Genomic DNA, 13,570 nt, shown 5'->3' with positions numbered 1-13,570 from the left:
GTTATATTTTGGTACAAAATAAGATTGTTATTCATGGTGCGCGTGCTCATAATCTTAAAAATATTGATGTTACAATTCCAAAAGATAAATTAGTTGTTATCACTGGGTTATCAGGATCAGGTAAAAGTTCACTTGCATTCGATACTTTATACGCTGAAGGGCAAAGACGATATGTTGAAAGTTTATCTGCGTATGCACGTCAATTTCTTGGACAAATGGATAAACCAGATGTTGATTCGATAGATGGTTTATCACCAGCGATTTCAATTGATCAAAAGACAACATCCAAGAATCCGCGATCAACAGTAGGAACTGTGACTGAAATAAATGATTATTTACGTTTATTATGGGCAAGAGTTGGGACGCCTTTTTGTCCAAATGATGGGCAAGAAATTACTAGTCAGTCACCTGAACAAATGGTGGATAGAATTTTAGCATTACCTGAGAAAACCAAGGTTCAAATTCTTTCACCAATTATTCGTGAAAAAAAAGGACAACACAAGAAAGTTTTCGAAAAAATAAAACGTGATGGTTTTGTTCGTGTTCGTGTAGATGGGGAAATTTTGGATGTAGAAGAAAAGTTAGATTTAGATAAGAATAAAAAACATTCAATTGAAATTGTTGTTGATAGAATCGTTGTTAAAGAAGGGATAAGATCGAGGCTGTTTGATTCCTTTGAAGCCGCACTACGTTTGTCTGATGGTTATGCAAGTGCTGATATTGGCGATAATAAGATTTTGCAGTTTTCGGAAAACTTTGCTTGCCCATATTGTGGTTTTACAATTGGTGAATTAGAGCCACGGCTATTTTCTTTCAATGCACCATTTGGAGCTTGCACTGAATGTGATGGATTGGGAATGAAGTTAGAAGTCGATCAGGATTTGGTGGTACCAGATGTCACTAAAACTTTACATGAGGGGGCAATTGAGCCTTGGAATCCCATTAGTTCGCAATACTATCCAGCGATGCTTGAACAGATGTGTGCATCTTTTGGAATTGATATGGATACACCCTTTAATAAGCTACCTGAAAAAGATCGTAAAATAATATTGTATGGTGGTGGAGAACGAACATTTCATTTCCATTATGAGAACGATTTCGGTGGTGTAAGAGATGTTGATGCAAAGTTTGAAGGGGTTATTTTAAATATTGAGCGGCGTTATCATGAAACTAACAGTGATTTTACCAGAGACGTAATGCGCAAGTACATGACAAGTTTAACATGTCAATCTTGTCACGGATATCGTCTAAATCGAAAGGCACTGGCTGTCAAAATTAGTGGCCAACATATTGGTCAAGTTTCGGAAACTAATATACAGGCATGTCTAGATTTTTTTGAAAAATTAGAGTTTAATTCAAAAGATGAGATGATTGCTAAACCTATTTTAAAGGAAATTAAGGATCGTTTAACATTTTTGATTAATGTCGGTTTAGCATATTTAACACTTAGCCGCTCTGCAAGGACACTTTCCGGCGGGGAAGCTCAAAGAATTCGACTTGCAACACAGATTGGATCAAATCTTTCAGGAGTACTCTATATTCTTGATGAACCTTCAATCGGGTTGCATCAACGAGATAATGATCGACTCATTGATTCTTTGAAAAAAATGCGAGACCTTGGGAATACATTGATTGTTGTCGAACATGATGAAGATACAATGCGAGCTGCCGATTATTTGATTGATATTGGACCAGGTGCAGGAGACAAGGGTGGAGAAGTGATGGCTGCAGGTACACCAAAGCAGGTTGCCAGAAATAATAAGTCACTAACCGGGCAATACTTATCAGGAAAAAAATCTATTCCTATTCCTCAAAAAAGGCGTAGTGGTAATGGAAAGATTATTACAATAACAGGTGCCAGCGAAAATAATCTAAAAAATATCGATGTTGATTTTCCATTAGGTTCTTTCATTGCAGTTACTGGGGTTTCAGGTTCTGGCAAGTCAACATTGGTCAATACGATTTTGAAACGAGCGTTGGCACAGAAGTTAAATAATAATTCTGAAAAGCCTGGTAAATTCAATAATATAAGTGGGACAGAAGCGCTTGAGAAAGTTATCGACATCGATCAAAGCCCAATTGGCCGTACACCACGGAGTAATCCTGCCACTTATACAAGTGTTTTTGATGATGTACGAGATTTATTTTCACAAACAAATGCTGCCAAACTTCATGGATATACCAAAGGCCGATTTAGTTTTAATGTTAAGGGTGGACGTTGTGAGGCATGCAAGGGTGATGGAATTATTAAAATTGAGATGAATTTTTTGCCTGACGTTTATGTTCCTTGTGAGGTCTGTCATGGAGCTAGGTATAATTCAGAAACACTTGAAATTGAATATAAAGGCAAAAATATTGCACAAATATTAGAGATGACAGTTGACGAAGGGCTAAAGTTTTTTGCAGCAATTCCTAAAATTAAGCGTAAATTACAAACGATAGTTGATGTTGGACTAGGTTATGTCCAACTTGGGCAACCAGCTACAACTTTATCAGGCGGAGAAGCGCAACGAATGAAGTTAGCATCTGAGTTGCATCGTAAGTCAAATGGGAAAACATTTTATATTTTAGATGAGCCAACAACCGGACTACACACGGAAGATATTAAAAATTTACTAAAGGTTTTGGAACGATTAGTTGAATTAGGGAACACAGTTTTGGTGATTGAGCATAACCTTGATGTTATAAAAACAGCCGATTATTTGATCGACTTAGGACCAGAAGGAGGAGAAGGTGGTGGCACAATTGTTGGCACAGGTACACCTGAACAATTGGTCCTAAATTCTAGAAGTTATACAGGAAAGTATTTAAAAGTAATGTTAAATAAGCTTAAGAGTTGATAGGTAGGTATTGCTTTTTGAAGTTAAAATGCTAGAGTTAAAGAGTAAATATCTTAGAATGGAGTGTGTTGGATAGATGGCAGAAGTTGAAAGCTTTGCACTGGATCATACAGCGGTTAAGGCACCTTATGTTCGTTTGATTACAGTTGAGGAAGGGAAAAAGGGCGATAAGATTTCAAATTACGATTTGCGTCTTGTTCAGCCAAATGAAAATGCAATACCGACTGCAGGATTGCACACAATTGAGCATATGTTAGCTGGTTATTTACGTGATCGAATGGATGGTGTAATTGATTGTTCTCCTTTTGGTTGCAGAACTGGGTTTCATTTGATTGTATGGGGTGAACAGGATACAGCTGATGTTGCAAAAGCTTTAAAGGGATCATTGGAACAAATTGTGGAATCAACTTGGGACGATGTACAAGGTACTGATATCAAGAGTTGTGGCAATTATCGGGATCATTCACTGTTTTCAGCAAAAGAATGGTGCAAGAAGATTCTTGCAGAAGGAATTTCATCAGATCCTTTTGAACGTAAAGTAATTTAATTAAGTAAAGAATAGCCTTAAAAAAGCGGGATTAGGTCAATTTAACTTGATCTTATCTCGTTTTTTTGAATAAGTGTTCAAGTCTGAATCTTAAAAAAATCGCTATGACATGCCCGGTATGTTATAATGGCGAAAGGATAATTAGTGGAGGGTTATATAGATGAAAAAGCCATTGAAACTTGTTGTGGTTACTGGAATGAGTGGTGCAGGTAAGACAGTTGCGGTACAAAGTTTTGAAGATTTAGGTTACTTTTGTATTGATAACATGCCACCTTCATTGTTACCAAAGTTTTGGGAGCTAGTTCGCGAATCTGGAAAAATAAATAAGATTGCATTAGTAATTGACCTAAGATCACGAGCATTTTATGACGAAATAATAGAATTATTAAGAAATTTAGGAAATGATGAAACAATTGATACGAAGATACTTTTTTTAGATGCATCTAATGAAGAATTGGTAGCGCGTTATAAAGAAACAAGACGTTCACATCCGCTAGCGATGGAAGGACGTTTAATGGATGGTATCAATTTGGAAAGAGATTTGTTACGTGATATGCGGATGAAGGCTCAATTTGTTGTTGATACAAGTAAGTTGACTCCTAGGCAGTTGCGTGAAGAAATTTTTCGTAATTTTGAAACCAACGCACAGACGCCTTTTCATATTCAAGTGATGTCCTTTGGATTTAAGTATGGCGTACCAATTGATGCAGATATTGTGATGGATGTGCGTTTTTTGCCAAATCCCTATTATATTGAATCGTTGAAAAAAAAGACTGGACTTGATCAAGAGGTTTATGATTATGTAATGAAATCAAATAAGACCGAGTCTTTTTACACACAGTTTGTGACAATGCTTGAGACTGTCATTCCTGGTTATAAAGATGAGGGTAAGACAAGTTTGACAATTGCGATTGGTTGTACTGGTGGACAACATCGTTCTGTGGCTCTTTCTGAAAGAATTGGCAAGGCTTTAAAAAAAGATAATCCGGTGCGAATTTCACATCGAGATATTGCAAAAAGAAAGGAGACTGTAAATCGATCATGACAAAGTATTTGTTAAGAAAAAAGCGACCTAATATTGTTGTGATTGGTGGGGGAACTGGGCTTCCAGTTATCTTAAAAGCTTTGAGGAAAAAAAAAGCTGATATTACAGCCGTTGTAACTGTAGCAGATGATGGGGGTTCTTCTGGAATTATTAGAGATTATATTAACGTTGTACCTCCAGGTGATATTAGAAATGTTCTGGTGGCTCTTTCTGATTTACCGGAAATTTATAAGAATATATTTCAATATCGTTTTAATTCAAAAGACCAATTTTTTTCTGGACATGCAATCGGTAATTTGATTATTGCAGCTCTTTCAGAGATGAATGATACTGGAATATTCAGTGCAGTCCAAGAATTGACAAAATTAATGAAGGTTGAAGGAAATGTTTATCCGGCTTCAAATGAACCTTTAGTACTTAATGCATGCTTTACAGATGGTTCAACATTGGCAGGAGAATCTGAAATTTCGGCTGCTGGAAAAACAATAGACAGGGTTTGGGTTTCGGGAATGTCCGATAACATGCCAGAAGCAGTGCCAGAAGTAATAAATGCTATTATGGAGGCTGATCAAATTGTGCTTGGACCAGGCAGTCTGTTTACAAGTATTTTGCCAAATTTGATGATTTCAAATGTTGGAGAGGCTGTTTGCAAAACGAATGCAGAAGTAATTTATATTTGCAATATTATGACACAAAAAGGAGAAACGGAACATTTTACGGATGCTGATCACATACGTGTATTAAATCGACATCTGGGGATGAATTTTATAGATACAGTTTTAGTGAATACTGAACCAGTTCCTGCGGATTATATGGATCAACAAAAATATGATGAGTATTTATTCCAAGTCAAGCATGATTTTAATGGTTTACGAGATTTAGGTTGTAGAGTGGTTTCCAATAATTTTTTGGAACTCAGAAATCATGGTGTTTTTCATAATGGAGAACAAGTCGTTAGCGAATTACTTGGATTAACAAGCCGACCGTTGTCATGGAAAGATAGTGAATTAAATTAAGAATTGAAAAGGGGGTGGTTCGCATGTCTTATGCTAGTGATGTTAAAAAGGAATTGACAACACTCGAAGTTCATTTTGGAAATGCTAAGGCAGAGTTAATGGCATTAATTCGAATGAATGGGTCTTTAAGTCTTGCAAACCATCATTTTGTGTTAAATGTTCAGACAGAAAATCCAGCAATTGCTAGGCGCATATATCAACTTTTGAAGAAGTTCTATGATGTTGAAAGTGAACTCTTAGTTAGACGAAAAATGAAGTTAAAAAAGAATAATCTTTATATTGTGCGTTTAAAAACAGGAAGTGAACAGGTTTTAAATGATCTTGATATTTTGGATGGATTTCAATTAAAAACCGGTGTGCCACTTGACTTTTTAGCGGATGATGCCAAAGTGCGGTCTTATTTACGAGGTGCTTTCTTGGCTGCTGGATCTGTCAATAATCCTGAAACAAGTCGATATCATCTTGAAATCTATTCGTTATATGAAGAGCAAAATGATGTAATTTGTGATTTAGTAAATAGGTATGGGTTGAATGCTCGGAAAACTGAAAGGCGTAGCGGCTACATAACTTATTTAAAAGAGGCTGAAAAAATTGCTGATTTTTTGTCATTAATTGGTGCTACAAGTGCAATGTTAAAATTTGAGGATATTCGAATTGTGCGTGATATGAGAAACTCAGTTAACCGTATTGTTAATTGTGAAAATGCAAATATGAATAAAGTGGCAGATGCTGCTAAACATCAGATTGAAAATATTGAATTTATCGACAATAATTTTGGCATCAATAAATTACCTCCCAAAGTTCAAGATATTGCACGTGCAAGATTAGCACATCCAGAAGTTAGTCTTAAAGAATTAGGTGATTTGGTTGAAAATGGCCCAATTTCGAAATCAGGTGTCAACCATCGTTTGCGAAAGTTGAACGAATTGGCGGAACAATTAAGGCAAGGTGAAATATTAAGTTAAATATGAATTTGTTAATAGGATTGTTTTAAAAGTGTTTTACAGTAAAAATAGGCTATGTCAAAATTTATTTTGACATAGCCTATTCCTTTATAGAATCAAACCCCTTATTTAAGGTTCTTCTTATTCTCCATAATACCATCAATCAAACCGTACTCAACAGCTTGTTGTGCTGTCATGAAGTTATCACGTTCTGTATCTCGATTGATTGTTTCAATATCTTGACCAGAACCATCTGCCAAAATTTTATTAATTAATTTGCGTGTTTTTAAAATGTGTTCAGCAGCGATATTTATATCGGTCGCTTGTCCCTGAGCCCCACCTAAAGGTTGATGAATCATAATTTCTGAGTTTGGCAAAGCAAATCTTTTTCCTTTTGTTCCGGCCGTTGATAAAACACTTGCCATTGATGCAGCCATGCCCATTACAATTGTTTGAACATCTGCTTTCACAAAGTTCATTGTATCGTAAATTGCTAATCCTGCAGAAACACTACCACCAGGAGAGTTTATATAAATGTAAATATCCTTTTCTGCGTCTTGTGCGTCCAAAAAAAGCAATTGAGCGATAATCGCATTAGCCATATCATCGTTAACTTCACCAGAAAGCATTATAATACGGTCCTTTAAAAGCCTTGAATAAATATCATAAGCACGTTCACCTTGTGCTGATTGTTCAATAACAGTAGGAACTAAATTCATTGAACATCGACCCCCTCATTGTTTTATCTACGTTTTAAGTGTAGCACTCAAACGATTGTATTGCTAGTTTAACTTAATGGTCAAAAAAGGTCAAATAAAAAGTGAGCTTAAAGATGAATATGGGGAAATTTTTTTAAAAGCCCTTTTTTATGAATGAATTATTCCAAAATAATAATAACTTATAATTACATTTAATTACATTTTAAAGCAGGAATTGGGATATATATAAATATTATCTAAGCTACATATGAATTGGATATTTGTATAGAGAATGTTAAAATGTATAATTGAAAGTGTTTTCTTGGACTTGATATGAAGTGCTTATAACTTACATTTTTTTACATCTTTTAAAAATTAAGTGAAAGTTTATCGAGATACAAAATAAAAAAGCCTTTAATATTAAGGCTTTGATGATGAATCATAATTAATGTAAATCATATATGCACCACGTGGGAGTCGAACCCACATTACAAGAACCGGAATCTTGTGTGATATCCATTACACTAGCGGTGCGATACTCGTACTATTTTACAAGAAAATTGGTAATTTTACAAGTCAAAAAAAGTAGGTGAACGGTGTGCAAGAAAATCAAAAATTAGGATATGGACAGATTCAAAAACAAGTCCAAAAACTTGCTATGACTCAACAAATGCAACAATCAATCCAATTATTACGATATAGTAGTGAAGATTTAGTAAGTTTTTTGAAGCAAAAAGAGTTAGACAATCCGTTCATCTTTATTAAAGACTCTTTCACATACACTGGGGAGATTAGTGGTATAAAAAATTCACAGTCAAGCATACAACAATTTGAATTTAACTCAGATATAAAAAAGCAGTCACTATACAATTATTTAATTGCACAAATAAAATTAACGATGCGTAAAACTGATTTAAGAAGTTGGGTCATTTATCTAGCAGGCCAAGTTGATCAAAATGGGTACTTGAAAATTGACTTTGATGAACTAATTAAACGTACCAAGGTTGAGAAAGTAGTGTTGTTGGATGCGTTGACGTTGTTGCAACAACTGGATCCGCCAGGTGTTGGAGCGAGATCGCTACAAGAATGTTTGCTTTTACAAATTCAAGATGCAAAAGACGTACCTCAAAAAACATATGAAGTTGTGCAAAAGAAATTTGATTATTTGATTGAACATGATTGGAAGAAAATAACGGAAGAATTGAATATCACTCTTGAGGAAACCAGAGAAATTTTTGAATTTATTAGAAAATTATCTGCTAGTCCAGGTGGAAGTTTCAATCAAGAAAGTACAACTTATGTTTACCCAGATATAATAGTTACAAGACATGCGGAGAATTCAGAATTTTCTATTAAAGCAACCAAGAGAAGTAATCCAACAGTTCATTTTAAGAAAGAATATTATGATAAGCTCAAAAATAATGATGATCAGGCTGTCGCCAATTTTCTGAAAGAAAAGAAAAAAGACTTCCAAGAATTAGTGAGAGATATTGAGCAGAGAAATCAAACAGTTGTAAAGGTTGCTCAAATAATTGTTGAGCAACAACGGACTTTTTTCGAGACTGGGAATGGGCCATTAAAACCACTTCTTTTACGTGATGTTGCTCAAAAACTAGATATGCATGAATCAACAGTTAGTAGGGCAGTAAATGGTAAATATTTACGCTGTGATTACGGTGTTTTTGAACTTAAGGGTTTCTTGAGAAGACCGATAAGTAGTAAAAACAATAATATTTCAGTTGAAATTATTAAGGAATATATCAGAAAGTTTATTGCTGATGAAGATTTAAAAAAACCTTTTTCAGATGTTAAACTTTGTGAGAAATTAAGAGAAGTACAAATAACAGTTTCTAGACGTGCAATTAATAAATACCGAGAAGAAATGGGGATTGGTAGTTCAATTGAAAGAAAAAAAAAGTATGAGATGTTTAATAAAAAGGACGAAAAATAATACAGATTTTATCTTATCGTTCGTTTGTTAAGAATATTATTATTTTTTTTTGTAATAATATTCGGAATGATATTCAAAAAATCGGCCTGAATGTAATTAATCTATGTTAATACCGACTATTAGGAAAGCAGATTTAATGACTTGCAATGGTATTGAAATATTGCTATAATGCAATTGTTGATAAAGGTATGAGAGCAATTAAGAATAGATTGTTGTTGTGCTTTTTGTTTTTTGATTTACTGGGTCGCAGAATGACACTGATGGACGTATTTAGTCCCACTTAGGAAGGTAACCGTAATGCATCAGGAGTTTAAATGGATTGAAAAAATCGCTCCCGACATGGTTGAAACCATGGTACAGCGTCTTATGGTGTTGCGCTATGTCTTTTGGATGGGACCAATCGGACGAAGAAGTCTTGCACAAGAGTTTGGCCTAACTGAGCGAGTGCTTAGAACTGAAACCGATTTTTTGCGGATGCAGGGGTTACTTGAATCGACTAGGTCAGGTATGATTATTACCGAAAATGGTCGAGATGTTCTTCAAGGTCTTAGAAACTTAACGGATCAATTGGCAGATATAAAGCATCAAGAAGTTGAGCTCTCTAAGAAATTAGGCATCGAAAAATGCATGATAGTTTCGGGCGATTCTGATCAGCAATTTAAGATTGTTGATGAGATGGGTCAGTTAGTTGAAGGCCAGCTAGTTTCAGTGCTACCTGAGGGGAAAAATGTTATTGCTGTGATGGGTGGAGTTACAATGGCAACAATTGCAAAGGCTCTCACGAAAAAAGTTGCAGAAAATCGTGAATTGTTATTTGTACCAGCTAGAGGTGGTGTTGGTGAAAGTGTCGATATTCAAGCTAACACTGTCAGCTCCCAGATGGCAAAGCATACTGGTGGTCAACATAAAGCGTTGTATGTACCTGAACAACTTAGTGAGGATGCATTTGGTCCCTTACTAAAAGAACCAGCGATTCAAAATGTAATCGAATTGATTAGATGTAGTGATGCTGTTATTCATGGTGTCGGTGATGCTATGAAGATGGCTAATCGAAGAGATATGTCTGAATCGGTTATTAAAATGCTCAGAAAAAATCAAGCGGTTGGTGAGGCATTTGGGTGTTTTTTTGATGAACATGGTAAAGTGGTGTATAGGATTCCAAGAATTGGTTTACAATTAGAGGATCTCGCCAATATGAAATGTGTGATTGCAGTTGCGGGTGGTTCGTCCAAAGCAAAAGCGATTGCTGCATACATGAAACATGCCCCAAAACGAACGTGTTTAATCACTGACGAAGGGGCAGCAAATCTGATTTTAAAAGAGTAGTGTTTATATAGACACACTTTTTAAAATAAATTTTTTATTTCCTAAAGGAGGAAATTTTAGTATGACTACTAAAGTAGGTATTAATGGTTTTGGCCGTATTGGCCGTTTAGCATTCCGTCGTATTGCTGAAACTTCAGAAGGTTTGGAAGTTGTTGCTATCAACGATTTAACTTCTCCAGCTATGTTGGCACACTTGTTGAAGTATGATACAGCTCATGGTCAATTTGATGCTGAAATCTCTGCTACAGACAACGCACTTGTTGTAAATGGCAAAGAAATTCCTGTATACGCAGAAGCAGATGCACGTAACATTCCTTGGGTTAAGAACGATGGTGTTGACTTAGTTCTTGAATCAACAGGTTTTTACACATCTGAAGAAAAGGCATCTGCACATATCGAAGCAGGCGCAAAACGTGTTCTTATTTCAGCACCAGCTGGAAAAATGAAGACAATCGTTTATGGTGTTAACGATGACACATTGACAAACGATGACAAGATTGTTTCTGTTGCTTCATGTACAACAAACTGCTTGGCTCCTTTAGTAAAAGCTATGAATGATGCTTTTGGTATTAAAGCTGGTACTATGACAACAATCCATGCTTACACAGCTACACAAAAATTACAAGATGGTCCAGATCGTGGTGGAAATGTACGTAACGCTCGTGCTGCTGCTGCAAACACAATTCCTCATTCAACTGGTGCTGCTAAAGCTCTTGGCTTAGTTGTTCCTGAAGTTAATGGTAAATTGGATGGCCATGCACAACGTGTACCAGTTATCACAGGTTCATTAACAGAATTAGTTACAACTCTTGACAAAGTAGTTACTGCTGACGAAGTTAATGCTGCTGTTAAGTCAGTTACAGAAGGTAACGCATCATTTGGTTACAATGCTGATGGAATTGTTTCATCAGATATTATTGGTACAACATTTGGTTCTGTATTTGATCCAACTCAAACACAAGTTGTTGGTTCAGGTGAAGGCCAAGTTGTTAAGACTGTTGCTTGGTATGATAACGAATCTGGGTTTACAGCACAAATGATCCGTACTTTGGAAAAATTTGCTAGCATGCTTTAAGATTTAGTTGACACTAAATTTTTAAATGATTCGGTTCGTCAAGGCGGGGGGAGGCAACTCTCTTCGCTTTTTATTTTAAATAAAATGGAGGAATTACACTCATGGCAAAACTAACAGTTTCTGATTTAGATGTTACGGGTAAAAAAGTTTTAATCCGTGTGGATTTTAATGTTCCTATAAAAAATGGTGTTATCGGAAATGATAACCGTATTGTTGCTGCATTACCAACAATTAAATATGTTGTTGATAATGGCGGGAAGGCAATTCTATTTTCACATCTTGGACGTATAAAGACTGAAGAAGATAAGAAAGAATTGTCATTACGTCCGGTTGCTGAAAGATTAGCTGACTTAGTTAAAAAACCAGTTACTTTTGTTCCAACAACTAGAGGAGCACAACTTGAAGAAGCAATTGATAAAATGAATGATGGTGATATTTTATTAGTTGAAAATACTCGTTTTGAAGATTTGGACGGTAAGAAAGAATCAAAAAATGATCCTGAATTAGGTAAGTACTGGGCATCACTTGGCGACCTTTATGTAAATGATGCATTTGGTACTGCTCATCGTTCACATGCATCAAACGTTGGAATTGCAAGTAATATGGAAAAAGCTGCAGCTGGTTTCTTACTTGAAAAAGAAATTAAATTCTTAGGTAATGCTGTTGATACACCAGTCCATCCTTTTGTGGCAATTCTTGGTGGTGCAAAGGTTTCTGATAAAATTGGTGTGATTGATCACCTTCTTTCAAAAGCTGATAAGGTTATTATTGGTGGTGGAATGACTTATACTTTCTATGCTGCAAAGGGCATGGGTATTGGCAATTCATTAGTTGAAAAGGATAAAATTGAGTTAGCTAAGGAAATTATTGAAAAAGCTGGCGATAAATTAGTATTACCAATTGATTCAGTTGTTGCAGAAAAATTTGACAATGATGTTCCAAATAAAATTGTTGATGGTGATATTCCTGATGGCTACATGGCTCTTGATATCGGACCAAAGTCTATTGCATTGTTTAAAGATGTACTTAAAGATGCAAAGACAGTTGTTTGGAATGGACCAATGGGTGTGTTTGAAATGAGTAATTATGCTGAAGGAACTCTTGAAGTTGGTAAGTTCTTAGGAACACTTAGCGATGCAACAACTATTGTCGGTGGTGGCGATTCAACAGCTGCCGTGCAACAACTAGGTGTAGCTGATCAATTGACACATATTTCTACAGGTGGTGGTGCTTCTCTTGAATATCTTGAGGGTAAGACACTTCCTGGAATTGCTGCTGTTTCAGATAAGTAATTTTAAGTTGAGTAAATTCGAAAGGATGATTTAAGTGCGCACACCAATTATTGCAGGAAACTGGAAAATGAATATGAATCCAGAACAAACTGCTGAATTTGTCAAAGCTGTAAAAAATGATTTACCTTCTTCAAGTGAAGTTGAGTCAGTGATTGCTGCACCAGCTGTGGACCTTCCGGCTCTTTTAGAAGCTGCAAAAGGTTCAGAGTTGAAAGTTGCTGCTGAAAATTGCTATTTTGAAGATGAAGGTGCTTACACAGGTGAAACTTCACCTAAAGTTCTTAAAGAAATGGGAGTTGATTATGTTGTTATTGGTCATTCAGAACGACGTGATTATTTCCATGAAACAGATGAAGATATCAATAAAAAAGCACATGCTATTTTTAAAAATGGTTTATTACCAATTGTTTGTTGTGGTGAGTCACTTGAAACTCGTGAATCAGGTAAGGCTGAAGAATGGGTTGAAGGTCAGGTTACTGCTGCCTTAAAAGATCTTTCAAGTGATCAAGTAGCAAGCCTTGTAATTGCATATGAACCAATCTGGGCAATTGGAACAGGTAAGACTGCATCTTCTGATCAAGCAGAAGAGATTTGTGCGGTAGTCCGCCAAACAGTTGCCAAATTATATGATCAAACTGTTGCTGATAAAGTTCGTATTCAATATGGTGGTTCTGTTAAGCCAGCTAATGTAAAAGAGCTTATGAGTAAGGAAAATATTGATGGTGGTCTTGTTGGTGGTGCCTCATTGGTTCCAGAATCTTACTTGGGCCTAGTTAATTTCAAAAAATAATCATTTTTTTAATTATTAAGTGATTGAAAGTGATTGGAAAAAGCCT

General features: G+C 35.7%; 11 protein-coding genes and 1 tRNA gene. 10 read left to right on the top strand and 2 right to left on the bottom strand.

The features are described from left to right. Positions 1 to 8 precede the first annotated feature (8 nt). The 5 genes from uvrA (at position 9) to whiA (ending at position 6,413) form a co-directional block, all read left to right on the top strand. The gene (gene uvrA, locus FC80_RS07505) at positions 9 to 2,840 is read left to right on the top strand and encodes an excinuclease ABC subunit UvrA (RefSeq protein ID WP_057829523.1); all 2,832 of its coding nucleotides are present in this window, start codon (positions 9 to 11) and stop codon (positions 2,838 to 2,840) included. A 76-nt stretch (positions 2,841 to 2,916) separates the two neighbouring features. Beyond that, positions 2,917 to 3,387 carry an S-ribosylhomocysteine lyase gene (locus FC80_RS07500; protein ID WP_057829522.1) on the top strand — a complete coding sequence of 157 codons (471 nt, stop codon included), beginning with the start codon at positions 2,917 to 2,919 and terminating at the stop codon, positions 3,385 to 3,387. A 160-nt stretch (positions 3,388 to 3,547) separates the two neighbouring features. Then, positions 3,548 to 4,432, top strand: coding sequence for an RNase adapter RapZ (gene rapZ / locus FC80_RS07495; RefSeq protein ID WP_057829521.1), 885 nt, complete (start codon positions 3,548 to 3,550; stop codon positions 4,430 to 4,432). After that, positions 4,429 to 5,448 (top strand): gluconeogenesis factor YvcK family protein, encoded by a 1,020-nt coding sequence (locus FC80_RS07490; protein WP_057829520.1) that lies wholly within the window; start codon positions 4,429 to 4,431, stop codon positions 5,446 to 5,448. Before rapZ ends, FC80_RS07490 begins: the two co-directional genes overlap by 4 nt. Positions 5,449 to 5,471: 23 nt before the next feature. After that, positions 5,472 to 6,413, top strand: coding sequence for a DNA-binding protein WhiA (gene whiA / locus FC80_RS07485; RefSeq protein WP_057829519.1), 942 nt, complete (start codon positions 5,472 to 5,474; stop codon positions 6,411 to 6,413). Positions 6,414 to 6,517: 104 nt separating this feature from the next. Here whiA and clpP read toward each other — a convergent pair whose 3' ends face one another. After that, positions 6,518 to 7,111 (bottom strand): ATP-dependent Clp endopeptidase proteolytic subunit ClpP, encoded by a 594-nt coding sequence (clpP, locus tag FC80_RS07480; RefSeq protein ID WP_057829518.1) that lies wholly within the window; start codon positions 7,109 to 7,111, stop codon positions 6,518 to 6,520. Between the two features lie 441 nt (positions 7,112 to 7,552). Then, a tRNA-Arg gene (locus FC80_RS07475) sits at positions 7,553 to 7,624 on the bottom strand. 64 nt (positions 7,625 to 7,688) lie between these two features. On the opposite strand from FC80_RS07475, the gene rpoN reads away from it, so the two are divergent. From rpoN to tpiA, 5 genes are all read left to right on the top strand, one after another. Beyond that, a complete protein-coding gene (gene rpoN / locus FC80_RS07470) occupies positions 7,689 to 9,041 on the top strand; it encodes an RNA polymerase factor sigma-54 (RefSeq protein WP_235807251.1) in 1,353 nt (450 codons plus the stop codon). Positions 9,042 to 9,338: 297 nt separating this feature from the next. After that, the gene (locus tag FC80_RS07465; RefSeq protein ID WP_057829517.1) at positions 9,339 to 10,367 is read left to right on the top strand and encodes a sugar-binding transcriptional regulator; all 1,029 of its coding nucleotides are present in this window, start codon (positions 9,339 to 9,341) and stop codon (positions 10,365 to 10,367) included. A gap of 61 nt (positions 10,368 to 10,428) precedes the next feature. After that, a complete protein-coding gene (gene gap / locus FC80_RS07460; RefSeq protein ID WP_057829516.1) occupies positions 10,429 to 11,442 on the top strand; it encodes a type I glyceraldehyde-3-phosphate dehydrogenase in 1,014 nt (337 codons plus the stop codon). 101 nt (positions 11,443 to 11,543) lie between these two features. Continuing rightward, positions 11,544 to 12,734: a phosphoglycerate kinase gene (locus FC80_RS07455; RefSeq protein ID WP_057829515.1), complete on the top strand. Its 1,191-nt coding sequence runs from the start codon at positions 11,544 to 11,546 to the stop codon at positions 12,732 to 12,734. A 34-nt stretch (positions 12,735 to 12,768) separates the two neighbouring features. Further along, positions 12,769 to 13,524: a triose-phosphate isomerase gene (gene tpiA, locus FC80_RS07450; protein WP_057829514.1), complete on the top strand. Its 756-nt coding sequence runs from the start codon at positions 12,769 to 12,771 to the stop codon at positions 13,522 to 13,524. The last annotated feature ends 46 nt before the right edge of the window (positions 13,525 to 13,570 follow it).

Source organism: Liquorilactobacillus cacaonum DSM 21116 (assembly GCF_001436735.1).
GTDB lineage: Bacteria > Bacillota > Bacilli > Lactobacillales > Lactobacillaceae > Liquorilactobacillus > Liquorilactobacillus cacaonum.
This window is presented reverse-complemented; position numbering and strand designations above follow the sequence as displayed.

What these genes read in the sequence shown, in the direction of transcription:
- FC80_RS07490 (WP_057829520.1), top strand. Translation starts at nt 4,429, where the DNA reads ATGACAAAGTATTTGTTAAGAAAAAAGCGACCTAATATTGTTGTGATT.
- gap (WP_057829516.1), top strand. Translation starts at nt 10,429, where the DNA reads ATGACTACTAAAGTAGGTATTAATGGTTTTGGCCGTATTGGCCGTTTA.
- FC80_RS07455 (WP_057829515.1), top strand. Translation starts at nt 11,544, where the DNA reads ATGGCAAAACTAACAGTTTCTGATTTAGATGTTACGGGTAAAAAAGTT.
- rapZ (WP_057829521.1), top strand. Translation starts at nt 3,548, where the DNA reads ATGAAAAAGCCATTGAAACTTGTTGTGGTTACTGGAATGAGTGGTGCA.
- whiA (WP_057829519.1), top strand. Translation starts at nt 5,472, where the DNA reads ATGTCTTATGCTAGTGATGTTAAAAAGGAATTGACAACACTCGAAGTT.
- FC80_RS07500 (WP_057829522.1), top strand. Translation starts at nt 2,917, where the DNA reads ATGGCAGAAGTTGAAAGCTTTGCACTGGATCATACAGCGGTTAAGGCA.
- FC80_RS07465 (WP_057829517.1), top strand. Translation starts at nt 9,339, where the DNA reads ATGCATCAGGAGTTTAAATGGATTGAAAAAATCGCTCCCGACATGGTT.
- clpP (WP_057829518.1), bottom strand. Translation starts at nt 7,111, where the DNA reads ATGAATTTAGTTCCTACTGTTATTGAACAATCAGCACAAGGTGAACGT.